The 15,844-nt window shown below is 72.2% G+C and carries 15 protein-coding genes, 1 pseudogene and 2 CRISPR repeat arrays; of the genes and pseudogenes, 9 read left to right on the plus strand and 7 right to left on the minus strand.

The genetic code is table 11. The annotated features are described in order from the left end of the window. Positions 1–107: 107 nt before the first annotated feature. Entirely contained in the window at positions 108–1,004 is an 897-nt protein-coding gene (locus DVR05_RS19340; protein ID WP_116247314.1) for a LysR family transcriptional regulator ArgP, read from the minus strand. Between the two features lie 72 nt (positions 1,005–1,076). On the opposite strand from DVR05_RS19340, the gene DVR05_RS19345 reads away from it, so the two are divergent. Further along, positions 1,077–1,700, plus strand: a complete 624-nt coding sequence (locus DVR05_RS19345) for a LysE/ArgO family amino acid transporter (protein WP_198659247.1) — start codon at positions 1,077–1,079, stop codon at positions 1,698–1,700. A 127-nt stretch (positions 1,701–1,827) separates the two neighbouring features. Beyond that, on the plus strand, positions 1,828–2,280 hold the full coding sequence (locus DVR05_RS19350) for a hypothetical protein (protein ID WP_116247315.1): 453 nt from the start codon (positions 1,828–1,830) through the stop codon (positions 2,278–2,280). Positions 2,281–2,310: 30 nt separating this feature from the next. On the opposite strand, the gene rpsN is transcribed toward DVR05_RS19350, so the two are convergent. The 5 genes from rpsN to DVR05_RS19375 form a co-directional block, all read right to left on the minus strand. Next, positions 2,311–2,616, minus strand: coding sequence for a 30S ribosomal protein S14 (gene rpsN / locus DVR05_RS19355; protein WP_116247316.1), 306 nt, complete (start codon positions 2,614–2,616; stop codon positions 2,311–2,313). Position 2,617: 1 nt separating this feature from the next. Beyond that, positions 2,618–2,854: a 50S ribosomal protein L28 gene (gene rpmB / locus DVR05_RS19360; RefSeq protein ID WP_116247317.1), complete on the minus strand. Its 237-nt coding sequence runs from the start codon at positions 2,852–2,854 to the stop codon at positions 2,618–2,620. A 42-nt stretch (positions 2,855–2,896) separates the two neighbouring features. Next, positions 2,897–3,157 (minus strand): 30S ribosomal protein S18, encoded by a 261-nt coding sequence (gene rpsR, locus DVR05_RS19365; protein WP_116247318.1) that lies wholly within the window; start codon positions 3,155–3,157, stop codon positions 2,897–2,899. 24 nt (positions 3,158–3,181) lie between these two features. Then, a complete protein-coding gene (locus DVR05_RS19370) occupies positions 3,182–4,276 on the minus strand; it encodes a GTP-binding protein (protein ID WP_116247319.1) in 1,095 nt (364 codons plus the stop codon). 272 nt (positions 4,277–4,548) lie between these two features. Then, complete coding sequence (locus DVR05_RS19375; RefSeq protein ID WP_116247320.1) at positions 4,549–4,971, minus strand: CBS domain-containing protein; 423 nt, start codon at positions 4,969–4,971, stop codon at positions 4,549–4,551. Between the two features lie 256 nt (positions 4,972–5,227). On the opposite strand from DVR05_RS19375, the gene DVR05_RS19380 reads away from it, so the two are divergent. The 7 genes from DVR05_RS19380 to DVR05_RS27105 all read left to right on the plus strand — a co-directional run bounded on the left by DVR05_RS19380 (position 5,228) and on the right by DVR05_RS27105 (position 14,497). Next, a complete protein-coding gene (locus DVR05_RS19380) occupies positions 5,228–6,220 on the plus strand; it encodes a LacI family DNA-binding transcriptional regulator (RefSeq protein WP_116247343.1) in 993 nt (330 codons plus the stop codon). Positions 6,221–6,458: 238 nt separating this feature from the next. Further along, the gene (locus tag DVR05_RS19385) at positions 6,459–7,664 is read left to right on the plus strand and encodes an MFS transporter (RefSeq protein ID WP_116247321.1); all 1,206 of its coding nucleotides are present in this window, start codon (positions 6,459–6,461) and stop codon (positions 7,662–7,664) included. An 80-nt stretch (positions 7,665–7,744) separates the two neighbouring features. Next, a complete protein-coding gene (locus tag DVR05_RS19390) occupies positions 7,745–8,116 on the plus strand; it encodes a cyclophilin-like fold protein (RefSeq protein WP_116247322.1) in 372 nt (123 codons plus the stop codon). Positions 8,117–8,401: 285 nt separating this feature from the next. Then, positions 8,402–8,983 (plus strand): (2Fe-2S)-binding protein, encoded by a 582-nt coding sequence (locus tag DVR05_RS19395; RefSeq protein ID WP_116247323.1) that lies wholly within the window; start codon positions 8,402–8,404, stop codon positions 8,981–8,983. After that, positions 8,983–9,987 (plus strand): xanthine dehydrogenase family protein subunit M, encoded by a 1,005-nt coding sequence (locus DVR05_RS19400; RefSeq protein WP_116247324.1) that lies wholly within the window; start codon positions 8,983–8,985, stop codon positions 9,985–9,987. Before DVR05_RS19395 ends, DVR05_RS19400 begins: the two co-directional genes overlap by 1 nt. After that, positions 9,984–12,233: a xanthine dehydrogenase family protein molybdopterin-binding subunit gene (locus DVR05_RS19405; RefSeq protein ID WP_116247325.1), complete on the plus strand. Its 2,250-nt coding sequence runs from the start codon at positions 9,984–9,986 to the stop codon at positions 12,231–12,233. Before DVR05_RS19400 ends, DVR05_RS19405 begins: the two co-directional genes overlap by 4 nt. A gap of 557 nt (positions 12,234–12,790) precedes the next feature. After that, positions 12,791–13,614: a CRISPR direct-repeat array (repeat unit 29 nt; unit sequence GTGAGCCCCGCAGACGCGGGGATGGACCG). Between the two features lie 301 nt (positions 13,615–13,915). Further along, positions 13,916–14,497 carry a hypothetical protein gene (locus DVR05_RS27105; protein ID WP_198659250.1) on the plus strand — a complete coding sequence of 194 codons (582 nt, stop codon included), beginning with the start codon at positions 13,916–13,918 and terminating at the stop codon, positions 14,495–14,497. A gap of 326 nt (positions 14,498–14,823) precedes the next feature. Beyond that, positions 14,824–15,524: a CRISPR direct-repeat array (repeat unit 29 nt; unit sequence GTGAGCCCCGCGAACGCGGGGATGGACCG). Positions 15,525–15,601: 77 nt separating this feature from the next. Here DVR05_RS27105 and DVR05_RS19415 read toward each other — a convergent pair. Next, positions 15,602–15,844: pseudogene (locus DVR05_RS19415) on the minus strand (hypothetical protein); the annotation flags it as partial.

Below are 15,844 nucleotides of genomic sequence, written 5' to 3' on the forward strand. Positions count from 1 at the left end.
CGGCGTACCGCGGTCCCATCCCACCAGAGGGCCGCCGCGCCGACAACCCCGATCCGGGCGCGCCGTGTCCACCGCCCGGCCGGGCTCCGTGGCCGGGGCCGTCGCGACTACAGCGGGTGCAGGTGGGCGGCGGCGGAGGCCCGCACCCCCTCCGACACCCGGTCCAACAGCGGCGACCGCAGGTTCCAGCGCTGCCAGTACAGCCGCACGTCCACCGGGTGGTCGGGGGCGAGCGCGACCAGCCGTCCCGCCTCGATCTCCGCCAGGCACTGCTGCTCGGGCACCACACCCCACCCGAGTCCGAGCAGGATGGTCTTGGCGAAGTCCGTCGAGGCCGGGATGAAGTGGCACGGCGCACTCGGCTCGCGTCCGGTCAGGTCCCGCAGGAACTGGTCCTGGAGTTCGTCCTTGCGGTCGAAGTTGACCACCGGCGCGTCCACGAGCCGCTCCACGTCGACCGGGTCGCCCAGGTGCTCGGCGGCGAAGCCCGGGGTACACACGGCGTGGTAGCGCATGGTCCCCAGACCCTCGACCGCGCACCCCTGGACCGCCTCCGGCGTCGAGGTGACGGCGGCCATCACCGCCCCGGAGCGCAGCAGCGACGTGGTGTGCTCCTGGTCCTCCCGGTGGACGTCGAACACCGCGCCCAGGTCGGAGGGGAGTTCGGCGAGCGCCTCCAGGAACCACGTGGACAGGCTGTCGGCGTTGACCGCCAGCGGGACGGGGACCCGGTCGGCGCTGCCCTCCCCGGCCTGGAGTTCGGCCAGCACGTCCCCGTCCAGCAGGACCACCTGCCGGGCGTAGCGCAGGACCACGTCGCCCGCCGCCGTGGGCGCCACCGGGTTGGTGCGCTGCACCAGGACCTTGCCCGCGGCCTGCTCCATCGTCCGGATCCGCTGTGAGACGGCCGAGGCGGTCACGTGCAGGCGTCGGGCGGCCGCCTCGAAGGTCCCCTCGTCCACCAGTGTGGTGAGGGTGCGCAGGTGGTCGAACTGGAAGGGCATCCTCAGCCTTTCTTAAGGGTTCTAAGAAAGTTTAGCTTTACTGCACGCTCTGGGGCTCCTACCGTTCCGGACGTGAACGAATCCCTGCTCGCGGCGGTGCTCGGTCTGGGGACCGGGCTCGCCCTCATCGTGGCCATCGGCGCCCAGAACGCCTACGTCCTCCGGCTCGGCATCGACGGCCGCCCCCGTACGGTCCTGGCCGTGGTCCTGGTCTGCGCCCTCTCGGACGCCGCCCTCATCACCGCCGGGGTCCTCGGCGTCGGGGCGGTCATCGAGGCGGCGCCGACGGCGCTCGTCGCGGTGCGGGTCCTCGGCGCCGGGTTCCTGGTGGTGTACGGCCTGCTGGCGGCCGTGCGGGTGGTGCGCCCGGGTGCGCTCACCTCCGACGGGGCCCCGCGCTCCCTGCGGCTCGGTCCGGCCGTCGTCACCGCCCTGGCCATGACCTGGCTCAACCCCCACGTGTACCTCGACACGGTGGTCTTCCTCGGCTCCGTGGCCAACCAGCAGGAGGGGCAGGCGCGCTGGTGGTGGGCGCGGGGCGCCGTGACCGCCAGCTTCCTGTGGTTCTTCGCCCTGGGCTTCGGAGCCCGGTTCCTGCGCCCGGTGTTCGCCAGGCCGGGCGCGTGGCGGGTCCTGGACGGGGCGATCGCCGTGGTCATGCTCTCGCTCGGCGCCCGCCTGGCCCTCGGGGGCTGAGGCCGACCGCCACGCGGGGTCGGGGCGCGTCCTACGCCGAGAGGCGATCCGGGGTCCGCGCACCGACGTAGTCGAACGCGCTCGGGAGACGACGCGCCGGTCGCGGCCGCGCTCCTAGGTTGGGCCCATGACCGACCAGAAGAGGGCCGCCCTCGGCCTGCCGTTTCCCCTGATCGTCCTCCTGGCCCTGCTCTCGGTGCCCCGCGTGGTCCTGCACGACCTGTCCGTCGTGGAGGAGGGCACGTTCGTCAACGGGCTGTTCGTCTTCGTGCCCCCGCTGGTGTGGACCGCCGTGGTCCTGGTCCGGCGGGCGCCCCACCCGTTCGCGACCCTGCTGGTGGTCGGGGTGCTCTCGGGCGTCTTCCTCGCCCTGGTGCACCAGCTGCTGTGGGACGTCTCGTGGGGCGCCGACCGGCCCGCGCTCGGCGGGAACCTCGCGGACCTCACCCCGGCGGTCCAGGCCGTCCTCATCCGGGGGGCGGCGGTGGTCAGCGGTCTGGTGACCGGGACGGTCGTGGGCGCGCTGTGCGGGCTCGTGGCCCTGGCGATCCGGCGGGTCATGGGCGTGCGGGCGGTCTGACCACCGTCCGCACGCCCCCATGACCCACGCCTACCAGCTGGACTTGGTCACGCCGGGCAGCTCACCGCGGTGGGCCGCCTCGCGGAACCGGATCCGTGACAGCCCGAACCGGCGCAGGTACCCGCGCGGACGCCCGTCCACCGAGTCCCGGTTGCGGACACGCGTCGCGCTGGCGTCGCGGGGCTGGCGCTGGAGCTCGCGCACGGCGGCCTCGCGCTCGGCCGGACCCGACTCCGGGCTCCGGATGATCCGCTTGAGCTCGGCGCGCCGCTCGGCGTGGCGGGCCACCACCCGTTTGCGGTGCTCGTTCCGGGCGATCTTGCTCTTCTTGGCCATCTCAGACCCTCTCCCCGCGCGCCCGGATCCGGGCGACCACCCGTTCGATGCCCTGGGCGTCGATGACCCGCATGCCCTTGGCGCTCACCCGCAGTCGGACGTAGCGGTTCTCGCTGGGCAGCCAGTACCGCTTGTTCTGGATGTTCGGGTCGAACCGGCGGCGGGTGCGGCGGTGCGAGTGCGAGACGGCGTTCCCGAAGCTCGGGGCGCGGCCCGTCACCTGGCAGACACGTGACACGGTGTTCCTCCTCGGTCGTTCGGTCGGGACTTCCCGGGCGGCTCAGGGTCTCCTGGACGCGGGGGTGTTGGACGGGTAGGGGAGCAGGGCCATCTCGCGGGCGTTCTTCACCGCGGCGGTGATGAGCCGCTGCTGCTTGGCGGTCACCCGGGTGACCCGGCGACTGCGGATCTTGCCCTTCTCGGAGATGAACCTGCGCAGCAGGTCGACGTCCTTGTAGTCGACGTGACCGGCGTCGCCGAGCGGGTTGGCGAACCTGCGGGACGGGCCGCCCCCTCTGGTCCCTCGGGGTCTGGCGCTCATGGGGATTCCTTTCTCATTCCTCGCTCACAGGGCGTCGGCGAAGGGGTCGTCACTGAGTGGCCGACCGGCCTCCTCCTCGGTGATCAGGCAGGAGTCGAGCAGCGCGACCAGGCCCTCGGCGTCCAGGTCGATTCCGGTGAAGGCCAGGTGCTGTCCGCGGTCCCCGACGACCGGGTCCCAGTCCAAGCGGGCGGCGAAGCGCCGCGCCTCGGAGACCATCTCCACGGCGGCTCCGGGCAGGGCGTCCAGCCACGGGCCGCCGCTCTCCAGGACCAGGGCGTCGCTGTGGGCGTCCCAGACCAGGAGGGTGTCGGGTCGGCTGGCCAGCCAGATCCGCCCCCGGCTGCGCAGACCGGCCGAGACCAGTCGCTCGAGGGCCTCGTGGGTGCGCTCGGGGTGCAGCGGTCTGCGCCGGGACCAGGTCACGGTGCGCACCCGGCCGTCCGTGCGCGGGCAGTACCGGGCCCAGGCCGGGTTGGTCCTGTTGAAGGCGGCCTCGGGGTCGAACCGGCCGCGGGTGAGGTCGGCCAGGTTCGGTCCGGGCGTGACGACGGCGGCGGCCGGGTTGAGCTGTTCCAGCAGGGAGCGCGCCTCGTCGCGGTGCCGGGTCCCGTACAGGGCGATCGCGGTGGGGTACTCGATCTGGCGTGCCAGGACCTCGGCGACGGTCCGGTCGTCCTCCACCGCGATGTCCAGGTCGCGGTCGCGCAGGTCGTCATGGGTGGCCAGGTCGGGAAGCAGGCGTTCGGCGTCCACCGCGGTCAGGACGGCGGCCAACTCCAGTCCGCGCTGGGCGGCGACGACCTCGGCGATCGTCCGGGGTTCGACGACGTCCCAGGCGTCCACGACGCACAGGGAGTGCCCGCCCTCGGCGGCCAGTCGCAGCAGGAGGGGTACGAGGTCCTCGCGCAGGGTGCACGACGCGCACAGGTGGTCCAGTTCGACCGGGGCGCGGTCGAGGGGGCCCCAACGGTCACGGGTGACGCGGTCGACACGCCCCTCGCTGATCCCCTCGAGGTCGTGGTGGACCGCCACCGACCTCGGCACCGCCGCGAGCAGCGCGTCCACCGCCCGTCCGCGGGGGGTGCGGTGCAGCCCGGTGACCACGACCACGCGCATGGGGCTTGTCGGCTCCATCGGGGGCGACCTCCGTTCTTTGAGTGGAAACGATAATCATTATCGTAGTCTACACACGACGGTCCCCGGAGCGGGTCGGGGTCGGAGCGGGTCGGCAGGGTGGGGGAGAGAGCGGAAGGGGGAGGGATGCCCGCGCGGGACCGCCACGCCCCGGGCCGTCCCCCGTGGGCGGTCCGGTGGGACGTGGCGGCCGTCTCACCGTCCGGGTCGTGGCGGTTCCCGGCCGAGCCGGGGCGCGGCCCGGTGGCGGGAGGTCAGCGGTTGGCCTGGGCGGAGCTGATGTCGGCCAGCGCGGAGTGCTCGTCGACCGCCTGGGCCAGGTCGCCGATCGAGACGATCCCCACCAGCTCGTCCTCGTCCACCACGGGCAGGCGGCGCACCGCCTTGGCCCGCATCATGTCCACGGCCTCCGACACACGGCACTGCGGCGGTACCGTCGCCACGTGCGCGGAGCAGGCGGCGCCCGCGGTCATGGAGTCGGGGTCGCCCCCGGCCGCCAGACAGCGCACCACGATGTCGCGGTCGGTGAGGATGCCCATGAGCGAGCCGTCCTCCTCGGTCACGACCACGTCGCCGACGTTCTCGTCCCGCATGATCCGGGACGTGGCCCGCAGGGAGGTGTCCGGACCGACCGTGCGCGCGGGGCTCGTCATCAGTTCGGAGATGGTCCTCGCCATGATCCCCCTCCTTTCCTCCGGAGTGTGTCCCGCACTGGACCCCTAGCCGATCCCGGGTGGGTCAAACCTGGCGCGGTCACACGTCGGCGCAGGTCGGAGCCTGTTCCTGTGCTGATTCCCCGCGCCGGTCGGGGATGCGCTCCGCTGCCACTACCATCGGCAGCACCCAGGCGCCGGGTGGTGAGGGGGCGGGATGCCGGAGACCGGGAGCACGGGCGGCGCGCGGCCGGGAGGGGGTTCCGCGCGGCGGCCGACGATGGCCGACGTCGCGGCGCGCGTGGGTGTGTCCCGACAGTTGGTCTCCCTGGTGATGAGCGACCGCCCCGGGCCGAGCGCGGCGACGCGGCAGAAGGTCCTGCGGGCCGCCGAGGAGGTCGGGTACCGCGCGGACAGGGCGGCGCGACTGCTGCGCCGGGCCCGCAGCCGCCAGGTCGGGGTGCTGTTCACCATGGAACACCCGCTCGACGTCCACCTCGTCGAGGCCGTCTACCCGGCCGCCGCCGCACTGGACTACGGCGTCGTGCTCAGCGCGCTGCTGTCCACCCGGGGCGAGCGCGAGTCCATCGACGACCTGCTGGGCCTGCGCTGCGAGGCCCTCGTCCTCATCGGGCTCTCAGCCGCCGCCCCCGCGTACCTGGCCACGATCGCCGCGCAGGTCCCCGTGGTGGAGATCGGGCAGCGCACGGGGGTGGAGGGCACCGACAGCGTCCGGACCGCCGACGCCGACGGGGTGCGCCAGGCGGTGGACCACCTGGTCGGGCTGGGACACCGCGCCATCGCGCACGTCGACGGCGCGGACCTGCCGGGCGCGCCCGAACGCAGACAGGGCTACACCGAGGCGATGCGCTCCCACGGCCTCGACGCGTTCGTCGACGTCATCCCGGGCGACTACTCCGAGGAGTCCGGCGCACGGGCGGCCCGTGCGCTCCTGGCGCGCGACCGCCTGCCCACCGCCGTGGTCGCGAGCAACGACCGCTGCGCCCTCGGCCTGCTGGAGACGCTCGTCCGCGCGGGCGTCCACGCGCCGGGGGACGTGTCCGTGGTCGGCTACGACGACAGCCGGACCGCCCGCCTGTCCTTCGTCGACCTCACCTCCGTCCGACAGGACGCCTCGCTGATGGCGCGGATCGCGGTGGGGTGCGCCGCCGAGCGGTTGGATGAGGGGCGCGCGGTCAGCAGGCACGTCGTCCTGGAGCCCACCCTCAGCGTCCGGGGGAGCACCGGGCCGCCGAGGCCGGGCGCGCCCTGACCCGGTTCCCGCCGTCGGGCGGGCTCCGTCCGGGCGGTTCCGCCCCGCTTCCCCGAGAGCCGCGAGGCAGATCACACGTCCGGGCGGTCGGGTCGGTCCCGAGGAGCTGCGACCCTGGATTTAGCACGTGCTAAATCCAGGGTCGGGCCCCTGACCCCCGACCGTCTCCGCCCGCGTCCCGGGGCTTTCCCGTCCGTACGCCCGCTCCGCGCCCACCGCCGTGAAAGGGGGCACACCCATGCCTCTGGCCCTGCTCGCTCTCGCCGTCGGAGCGTTCGCCATCGGTACCACCGAGTTCGTGATCATGGGCCTGCTGCCCGAGGTCGCCGCGGACCTGGACGTCCCGGTCGCGTCCGCCGGATACCTCATCTCCGCCTACGCCGGGGGAGTGGTGGTCGGCGCGCCCCTGCTCACCGCGCTGAGCACGCGCGTGCCGCGCAAGGCCGTCCTGCTGATCTTCATGGGTCTGTTCCTGCTCGGCAACGTCGCGACCGTCGTGGCCCCCGACTTCGGGACGGTGTTCGCCGCCCGGGTCCTGGCGGGCCTTCCGCACGGTGCCTTCTTCGGCGTGGGCGCGCTGGTCGCCGCGCACACCGCCCGCCCCGACCGCAGGGCGACCGCGGTGGCGCGCATGTTCCTCGGCCTGACCGTCGCGAACATCGTGGGCGTCCCCGCGGGCACCTTCCTGGGTCAGCTCCTCGGCTGGCGGGCGGCCTTCCTGGCCGTGACCGCCGTCGCCGCGCTCGCCCTGGTCGGGATCGCGCTCTTCGTGCCCCGCGTTCCGGCGTCCGCGTTCGGCGGGGGAGGGCTCCGCCGCGAGCTGTCCGCCCTGGGCGGACAGCAGGTCCTCCTCGGGCTGACCACCGCCGCCTTCGGGTTCGCCGGGGTGTTCGCGGTCTACAGCTACGTCTCGCCGATGATGACCGAGCTGGCCGGGATGGCGTCCGGCGGCGTGCCGTTCGTCCTGGCCCTGTTCGGCATCGGGATGACGCTCGGCTCGCTGGTCATCGGCCCTCTGGCCGACCGGGCGCTGCGTCCGACGATCCACGGCGCCCTCGTCTGCCTGGCGGTCATGCTGGTCCTCTTCGTCTTCGCCGCGCACCACCCCTGGACCGCCGCGATCGCCGTCCTGGCCCTCGGAGCGGCCGGGTCCGCCGTGGTGACGCCGCTCCAGGTGCTCGTGATGAACAAGGCCGCGGCGGCTCCCTCGCTGGCCTCGGCCTCCAACCACTCGGCCTTCAACCTCGCCAACGCGGGGGGCGCCTGGTTGGGCGGGATGGGGATCGGCATGGGCCTGGGGTACACGTCGCCCGCCGTGATCGGCGCGGTCCTGGCCCTCGTCGGGCTCGGCGTCGCCCTGCTCTCCGCCGCGCTGGACCGCCCCGGCCCCCGGGCGGACGAGCGCGCGAAGAAGCCGGAGCCGAGTCTCCAGACCACGCATTAATTCCGTATCTCGGAATTAAATATCTGCATTATGGATACCCCGGTGTGGGATCCGGCATCGCCACCCGATACACAGGTCGCATGAGGATCAGCATCTCCTGGGCGGGCGGCTCGGTGACCGCCACGCTCGACAGCACCCCGACCTCCGAGGCCCTCTGGGACGCCCTGCCGATCGAGGCGGCGGCCAACACCTGGGGCGAGGAGGTGTACTTCGCCGTTCCCGTGGCGGCCGAGCGCGAGGACGACGCGACCGACACCGTCGATCCCGGCACCGTCTGCTACTGGCTGGCCGGGTCGGCGCTCGCCCTGCCCTTCGGCCCCACGCCGATCTCCGTCGGACCGGAGAGCAGACTGGCCAGCGCGGCCAACGTGCTCGGCCGGATCGACGGGGACCACCGCGCGCTCGCCGAGGTCGGCGACGGCGACACCGTCAGGGTCGAACGCGCCGGGTGAGGGACCGCGCGCCGGTCCGGGAGCGACGTCTCACACGCCCCGGGCCGACGCGCGCCCCCGCCGCAGGGCCGCCCCGCGACGCGGGGGACCGGGGTCGGGGCCGTTCCCGCCGAGGCGGCCCCAGCGGATCTTTGCGGGATATTGCCGTCCACTGGAACTCGTCCACACGCGCGGTACACATCGGGCTGAGAGCATCCTCAGGAGCCGTCCGTGACGCCACGGAACCAGCGTGACCAGGGAGATCGCAATGAGCACGCACCGCACACCGCTCCCGAGGGGGCTTTGATGAGACCGCGCGCCCACCAGACCGGAACCGTCGCACCGAGCATCCCGGAACAGGCGAGGGGCGTGCGCCCCAGGGACGCCGAGATCGGACCCGAGGCGACGGACATCGAACTGACCGTCAACGGCACCACGCACCGGGTTCGCGTCGAGCCCCGCGTCAGCCTGCTCGACGCGCTGCGTGAGCGCCTCGACATCACCGGCACCAAGAAGGGCTGCAACCAGGGCGCCTGCGGCGCCTGCACCGTCTGGGTCGACGGCCGCCGCGTGGTGTCCTGTCTGACCCTCGCCGTCGCCTGCGAGGGACGCGAGATCACCACCGTCGAGGGCCTGGCCGACGGAGACCGGCTCCACCCGATGCAGCGGGCCTTCGTCGACAACGACGCCTTCCAGTGCGGGTACTGCACACCCGGCCAGCTGATGTCGGCCGTCGCCCTCATGGCGGAGGGACACACCTGTGACGACGCGGAGATCGCCGAGTGGATGAGCGGCAACATCTGCCGCTGCGCCGCCTACCCGAACATCCGTTCCGCCATCCGGCAGGTGCGCGACACCGCCGAGGGCACGCGGAAGGGGGGCCGCTGATGCGTTCCTTCGCCTACAAACGCGTGTCCGACGTGGCCACGGCCATCGCCGAGGTCGGCGGCGACCCCGGCAGCGAGTTCCTCGCCGGCGGCACCACCGAGGTCGACATGCTCCGGATCCGGGTCGCCCGGCCCCGCCGCGTGGTCGACATCAACGATCTGCCCATCGCCGCGATCGAGGACCTGTCCGACGGCGGGCTGCGCCTCGGCGGTCTGGCCCGGATGAGCGACGTGGCCGCCCACCCCGCGGTGCGCGAACGCTACCCCGTCGTCTCCGAGGCCCTGGAGAAGGGCGCCTCCGCGCAACTGCGCAACATGGCCACCCTGGGCGGCAACCTCATGCAGAAGGTGCGCTGCTCCTACTTCCGGGACGTGGACCAGGCGTGCAACAAGCGTGAACCCGGCAGCGGGTGCGCGGCCATGAACGGGTTCAACCGCACCCACGCCGTCCTGGGAACCAGTGAGCACTGCATCGCCACGCACCCGTCCGACGTCGCGGTGGCCCTGACGGCGCTCGACGCGATCGTCCACATCCAGGGTCCCGAGGGCGCGCGGACCGTCGCCTTCGACGACTTCTTCCCACTGCCGGGGAACACGCCCGACCGCGAGCACCCGATCGCCCACGGCGAGCTGATCACCGCCATCGAGGTCCCCGCGAACCCGGCGGCCCGCACCTCCCACTACCTGAAGGTGCGGGACCGGGAGTCCTACGAGTTCGCCCTCGCCTCGGCCGCGGTGGTCCTGCGCGTCGAGCGCGGGATCATCGCCGAGGCCCGCATCGGCCTGGGCGGGGTCGCCACCAAACCGTGGCGGGCGCGGCAGGCCGAGGCCGCCCTCACCGGGGCCCCGGCACTCCGGGCCGCGTTCGAGGACGCGGCCGCGGCCGAACTGGCCGACGCCGTGCCCCAGGGCATGAACTCCTTCAAGATCACGCTCGCCCAGCGGACCCTGGTGCGGGCGCTGGAGACGGTGGCGTCGGCTCACGGAGGGGAAGGGAACGCATGAGCACCGGATCGCAGATCGGCCGGGCCGTCGACCGGGTCGACGCCCACGCCAAGGTCACCGGCACCGCCCGCTACTCCGCCGAACGGCGCCCGCCGGGCACCGTCCACGCCGTCCTGGTCGGCGCGCAGGTCGCCAACGGCCGCGTCACCGACATCGACACCTCCGAGGCGATGGCCGTCGACGGCGTCCTGGCCGTGCTCACCCACCGCGAGCTGCCGCGCATCGCGACGCGACCGGCCGTGGTCCCGTCCCTGGCGGGGACCAGCGCGCACGGTCAGAGCCTCTTCCCGATGCAGGACGACCGGGTCTACTACGCGGGTCAGCCCGTGGCGATGGTCGTCGCCGACACGCTGGAGCGGGCCGAGCACGCCGCCGAACTGGTCGGGGTCACCTACGCGGTGGAAGCGGCGATCACCACCATCGAGCAGGGGCGCGACGAGGCATTCGAACCCGAGCGGATCTTCGGCGGGATCGTCCCCGGCCGCACCGAACGCGGTGACGTGGCGGCCGGGCTGCGCGAGGCCGACGTGGTCATGGAGCGCGTCTTCCACCTCGCGGCCAACCACCACAACCCGATCGAGACCAGCGCGGCGACCGCGGTGTGGGAGGACTCCCGGCTGACCCTGTACGACACCACCCAGGGACCCACCGCGACCCGGCTCAGCGTCGCCGAACTCCTGGGTATCCCGCCGTCGGACATCCGGGTGGTCAGCGAGTTCGTCGGCGGCAGCTTCGGCTCCAAGGCGATGATCTGGTCGCACCCGACCCTGGCGGCGATGGCCGCGCAGTACGTGCGGGCCCCGGTCACGCTCTCGCTGTCCCGGGAGCAGATGTTCACCGGGTCCGGTCACCGGGAGGAACAGGAGCACACCCTGACCCTGGGGGCGCGCGAGGACGGGACGCTGACCGCGCTGCGACACCGGAAGCTGTCGCCGACCTCGTGCTTCGACGAGTGGGCCGAGCCGTCGATCAGCCCCGTCTCGCAGCTGTACGCGTGCCCGAACTTCGAGGGCGTCTACAACGTGTTCCGGGCCAACACCATGACGCCCACGTTCATGCGGGCGCCCGGTGAGGGGTCGGGCGCCTTCGTGCTGGAGACCGCCCTGGACGAGCTCGCCTACGAACTCGGCGTCGACCCGATCGAACTGCGGCTGCGCAACCACGCCGACACCGACCCGGAGACGGGCGACCCGTGGTCGAGCAAGGGGCTGCGGGAGTGCTACGAGCGCGGCGCCGAACTGTTCGGCTGGGGGCTGCGCGACCCGATCCCCCGCTCGCGCCGGGACGGGAACTGGCTGGTGGGCACGGGCATGGCCAGCGCGATCTACCCCGTCTACACGCCGATGAGCCCGCAACGCGCCCGCGCGCGCGTGTACGCCGACGGACGGGCGGTCATCGAGACCGGAGCCTCCGACTTCGGCACCGGCGTGGGCACGATCATGGCCCAGGTCGCGGCGCAGGCCCTGGGGATGGAGACCGAGGCGGTCGCCGTCCACTACGGGGACACCGAGCTGCCCAACACGGTGGCCGCCGTCGGCTCGGCCGGCGCCGGCGCGGTCAGCTCCGCCGTGCACACCGCGGCGACGGCGCTGCGGGAGCGGCTGGTCGGGCAGGCGGTCGCCGATCCGGAGTCCCCGCTGCGCGGCGCCGACCCGGCCGGGGTCGCGGTGGCCGAGGGACGCATGTTCCTGCGTGAGGCCCCGGAGACCGGGGAGACCTACTCCGACCTGCTGCGGCGCCACATGATGTTCGACGCCGACGCGCTCGGCGAGTGGGAGCCGCCCGCACAGGACACCGGCTACGGCATGGCCACCTTCGGCGCCCAGTTCGCCGAGGTGGGGGTGGACCCGGACCTCGGACTGGTCCGGGTGCGCAGGTTGACGGGGGTGTTCGCGCCCGGGCGGGTGCTCAACCGCAAGACCGCGCGCAGCCAGCTCATGGGCGGCATGCTCTGGGGGATGGGACAGGCGCTCCTGGAGGCCACCCACATGGAGCCCCAGCAGGGGCGGTGGGCCAACGCGAGCCTGGCCGAGTACCTGCTGCCGGTCAACGCGGACGCGCCGGACGTCGAGGCGGAGATGATCGAGGTCGAGGACCGGGTCGTCAACCCGCTCGGGGTCAAGGGGATCGGTGAGGTGGGCCAGGTGGGGGTCGCCGCGGCGATCGCCAACGCGGTGTTCCACGCGACCGGGCAGCGGTTCCACGACCTGCCGATCACCGTCGAGTCGGTGCTGGCGAAGCTGTGACCGGGGCCGATCGGGGCCGGGACGCGCGGTTTGGGCCCCGATCGGCTCGGGCGGGCACTGCTTCGAGCGGCGAGGTGCGCGGTGCGCGCGGCCGTCGCTGGAGCCGCGCGCGGGCCGTACCGAACCGCCGGATCTCGCCGGTCCCCGGGAACGCCGATGGCCGGAGCGTGAACTCCGTCCGGCCATCGGCGTCTGTGTGGGCGATACAGGATTCGAACCTGTGACCTCTACCGTGTCAAGGTGGTCACGGCGTTGGGGCGACCCGCGTCGACAGGCATCCGTCGATCCCTCGGCCTGCCTGGCATGGTGGCTCTCTTCTCGTGGAGATCCCTCGGGCATCATGGAAGGGTGGTGGGGAGGGAGCCCCTCCGATGGCCACGATAGGTCGGCGTTGTGGCCTTACTTGTGCTCATGGGGGGAGCGTAGCGGTGGTGTTCTGTTCGCACATGTTCGAGTTTCGCGTTGTGCAACGGCGAACCTGAGTGGTGCACGGCCCCTGTCACTGCTATCTGGTGTTGCGGGAAGATAACGCTTGGCGTTGTCGCAGGTCATTTGCTGTGAGCCCCGCAGACGCGGGGATGGACCGAGGGCACCGGGATTCCCGGCCAGGCCCCTAATGTGAGCCCCGCAGACGCGGGGATGGACCAGGTGCGCTCGGTGCCGTCGGGCAGCCGCAGTGGGTGAGCCCCGCAGACGCGGGGATGGACCGCCGAGAACCTCATCGACCAGTGGGGGCCTGCTCGTGAGCCCCGCAGACGCGGGGATGGACCGCAGGGCCGCGGTCGGATCGGACTGCTGGGCGTGTGAGCCCCGCAGACGCGGGGATGGACCGCCGACACCGAGGGCATCCCGGACGACGTCGCCGTGAGCCCCGCAGACGCGGGGATGGACCGGCCACCATGACCGACACCCCCACCCACAAATGGTGAGCCCCGCAGACGCGGGGATGGACCGCGGCCCCGGGGGGCGGTGCGGTCCTCCAATGCGTGAGCCCCGCAGACGCGGGGATGGACCGGCAGCCACAGGCCCGTAGAAGGCGGACAGCACGTGAGCCCCGCAGACGCGGGGATGGACCGAAAGCCCGCGCGTTCCTGTCCGGCACCGGAACGTGAGCCCCGCAGACGCGGGGATGGACCGAAAGTGAGCATCACCACGAAGAAGAAGGAAAAGTGAGCCCCGCAGACGCGGGGATGGACCGTCCCATCACCTCAGCCAGACGCAACCCCATGTGTGAGCCCCGCAGACGCGGGGATGGACCGCCGATGGCGGCCGTGGTGGCATTGCCGAGAACGTGAGCCCGGCAGACGCGGGGATGGACCGCCAACGGGCGGCTCGAACTCTTACTGCATCGGGTGAGTTCCGCGGACGCGGGGGTGGGCCTCAGGTGTATCGACAGGTGTGCCCCCGCCGATCGGCGATCTGGAGCCCCTGCTGGCCCCCGTCGAGGTCGTGGTCATGTTCCACGTGGCACCCATGACGGTCACGTGGTGGGCCAGGTCGGGAAAGCTGTGTTCGTTCCGCACTCTGGGGGTGGCCACCGCCGCTACTGCGAGGCCGAGGTGCGTTCCTTCCTGAACGGAACCCCACGGGTCTGGCGACTGACGGAGGTTGAAGCCTCGGGTCGTGGAACGACTGCACGGTCGGCTTCGCTGATCCCTGCCGCCGGGATCGACGCCGCGTCCATGACCTTGTTGAGCGACGCGCGCCACGGCCGACGAGACGGTCTGCTGCCGTGGAGGCTCCTGATCCTCGGATCCAGCGCCTCCCTCGCCGCCAACGTCGCGGTTGCGGACCCCACGGTGTGGTCGCGGATCATCCACGCTTGGCCGTCGTTCGCGCTGATCGGTGCCTACGAGCTGCTGATGTGTGAGTTCCGCACGGCGGTCCGGAGCGTACGCGGTGCGTCCGCAGCCGGTGAGCAGATCCACTCCGGCACGGGAGTCGAGGAGCACGTGAGTTCGGGCAGGGAGAACGAAGGCCGGTTGCAGGGACACCTCCATGTCGTTCCCGAGCCGGACGCCCGCACCGGGAGTGAGCCCTCGGACGCTGCGGATGAGCGACAGACTGCCGCTCCCTCCGGCATCCAGGTGGAGGCGTGGATGTGGGCTCTGGAGAACCGGAGGGCGGATGGTTCGTTGCTGATGGGGGAGCAGATCGCGGTGCGCTTCGGCTGCAAGGAACGCTGGGGGAGGTTGATCAAGCAGCGGGGGCAACAGGGCCGGTTCGAGCCGTCGGCTTCGGTGGTCCCTGCCGTGCCAAGGTAGTCATGGTCTGGGGGCGACCTGTGCCGACGGGTATCCGCGCAGTTCAGAGCGTTTGGTTGTGGGATCTTCGCGGCGGTTGGGAGAGGTTCGCGTCTCCCGGAGATCCCTCGGCCCGCCTGGCATGGTGGCTCTCTCTCCGTGGAGATCCTTCGGGCATCATGAAAGGGTGATGGGGATGGAGCCCTCCGATGGCCACGATAGGTCAACGTCGTCGCACATGTTCGAGTTTCGCGCTGTGCAACGGCGAACCCGAGTGGTGCGCGGTCCTTTATCGCCATCTGATGTTGCGGGAAGATAACGCTTGGCGTTGTTGCAGGTCATTTGCTGTGAGCCCCGCGAACGCGGGGATGGACCGCCTCGGTCTGGAGGAGCGCGGGCACCACCTGCGTGAGCCCCGCGAACGCGGGGATGGACCGGCGATACCGCTGAGCAGGTACTTCACCGCTCCGTGAGCCCCGCGAACGCGGGGATGGACCGCAGTTCCCCGTGGTGACCCTTGGGCTGAGGGGGTGAGCCCCGCGAACGCGGGGATGGACCGCCGCTGCCGAAACTCCGCGTGCTCCCGCTCGAGTGAGCCCCGCGAACGCGGGGATGGACCGTGCTCCCCGCCGTCGTTGTACGCCCGCTTGCAGGTGAGCCCCGCGAACGCGGGGATGGACCGTAGCCGGGGACTCCACCCCCGATACGAGGCGGGTGAGCCCCGCGAACGCGGGGATGGACCGAACATGGGCAACAACCTCCAGCAGCTCACCTTGTGAGCCCCGCGAACGCGGGGATGGACCGCGTAGGGCGGTGAAGGCATGAAGGGCTGGCACGTGAGCCCCGCGAACGCGGGGATGGACCGAGGTGGATGCCTGGTGGGTGCCGGTACTCCTCGTGAGCCCCGCGAACGCGGGGATGGACCGAGGTTGTCCCACGCCCGCCGCATGCTGTTGCGGTGAGCCCCGCGAACACGGGGATGGACCGCTGTTCCAGGCGACGCCCAACCGTCTCCCACTGTGAGCCCCGCGAACGCGGGGATGGACCGCGATGGTCGCGCCGCGCTGCATGACCTCGCCCGTGAGCGGAGTGTGTCAAGTCGAATCGGACAGGGGCGAGCGATCGTCAGGTCGCTTCGCGCAGGTCAGAGCCCTGACGCGCGGCGGGTGCGGTCTCCAGTTCGTTTGGCTCGTTGATCCACGCGGCCTCGGGAAGGCCTGGCAGGGTGGGCCGGCGGGTGAACCGCTGCGGGTTGGCCGCGCGGAACGCCTCGATCGCTTCGGCCCGCTTGTGCTGGATCGCGTACGCAGTCCCGGTGTGGACGGTGAAGGGCGTGTGCAGCCCGATCCCGGAATGGTAGTGCTCGTG

The organism is Nocardiopsis sp. FIRDI 009 (assembly GCF_003386285.1).
Classification (GTDB): domain Bacteria; phylum Actinomycetota; class Actinomycetes; order Streptosporangiales; family Streptosporangiaceae; genus Nocardiopsis.

Excerpts from the sequence above, each read along its gene's own strand:
- DVR05_RS19380 (WP_116247343.1), top strand. The coding sequence starts at position 5,228 with ATGGCCGACGTCGCGGCGCGCGTGGGTGTGTCCCGACAGTTGGTCTCC.
- rpsN (WP_116247316.1), bottom strand. The coding sequence starts at position 2,616 with ATGGCCAAGAAGAGCAAGATCGCCCGGAACGAGCACCGCAAACGGGTG.
- DVR05_RS19395 (WP_116247323.1), top strand. The coding sequence starts at position 8,402 with ATGAGACCGCGCGCCCACCAGACCGGAACCGTCGCACCGAGCATCCCG.
- DVR05_RS27105 (WP_198659250.1), top strand. The coding sequence starts at position 13,916 with ATGACCTTGTTGAGCGACGCGCGCCACGGCCGACGAGACGGTCTGCTG.
- DVR05_RS19405 (WP_116247325.1), top strand. The coding sequence starts at position 9,984 with ATGAGCACCGGATCGCAGATCGGCCGGGCCGTCGACCGGGTCGACGCC.
- DVR05_RS19340 (WP_116247314.1), bottom strand. The coding sequence starts at position 1,004 with ATGCCCTTCCAGTTCGACCACCTGCGCACCCTCACCACACTGGTGGAC.
- DVR05_RS19370 (WP_116247319.1), bottom strand. The coding sequence starts at position 4,276 with ATGCGCGTGGTCGTGGTCACCGGGCTGCACCGCACCCCCCGCGGACGG.
- rpsR (WP_116247318.1), bottom strand. The coding sequence starts at position 3,157 with ATGAGCGCCAGACCCCGAGGGACCAGAGGGGGCGGCCCGTCCCGCAGG.
- DVR05_RS19350 (WP_116247315.1), top strand. The coding sequence starts at position 1,828 with ATGACCGACCAGAAGAGGGCCGCCCTCGGCCTGCCGTTTCCCCTGATC.
- DVR05_RS19385 (WP_116247321.1), top strand. The coding sequence starts at position 6,459 with ATGCCTCTGGCCCTGCTCGCTCTCGCCGTCGGAGCGTTCGCCATCGGT.
- DVR05_RS19400 (WP_116247324.1), top strand. The coding sequence starts at position 8,983 with ATGCGTTCCTTCGCCTACAAACGCGTGTCCGACGTGGCCACGGCCATC.
- DVR05_RS19375 (WP_116247320.1), bottom strand. The coding sequence starts at position 4,971 with ATGGCGAGGACCATCTCCGAACTGATGACGAGCCCCGCGCGCACGGTC.
- DVR05_RS19390 (WP_116247322.1), top strand. The coding sequence starts at position 7,745 with ATGAGGATCAGCATCTCCTGGGCGGGCGGCTCGGTGACCGCCACGCTC.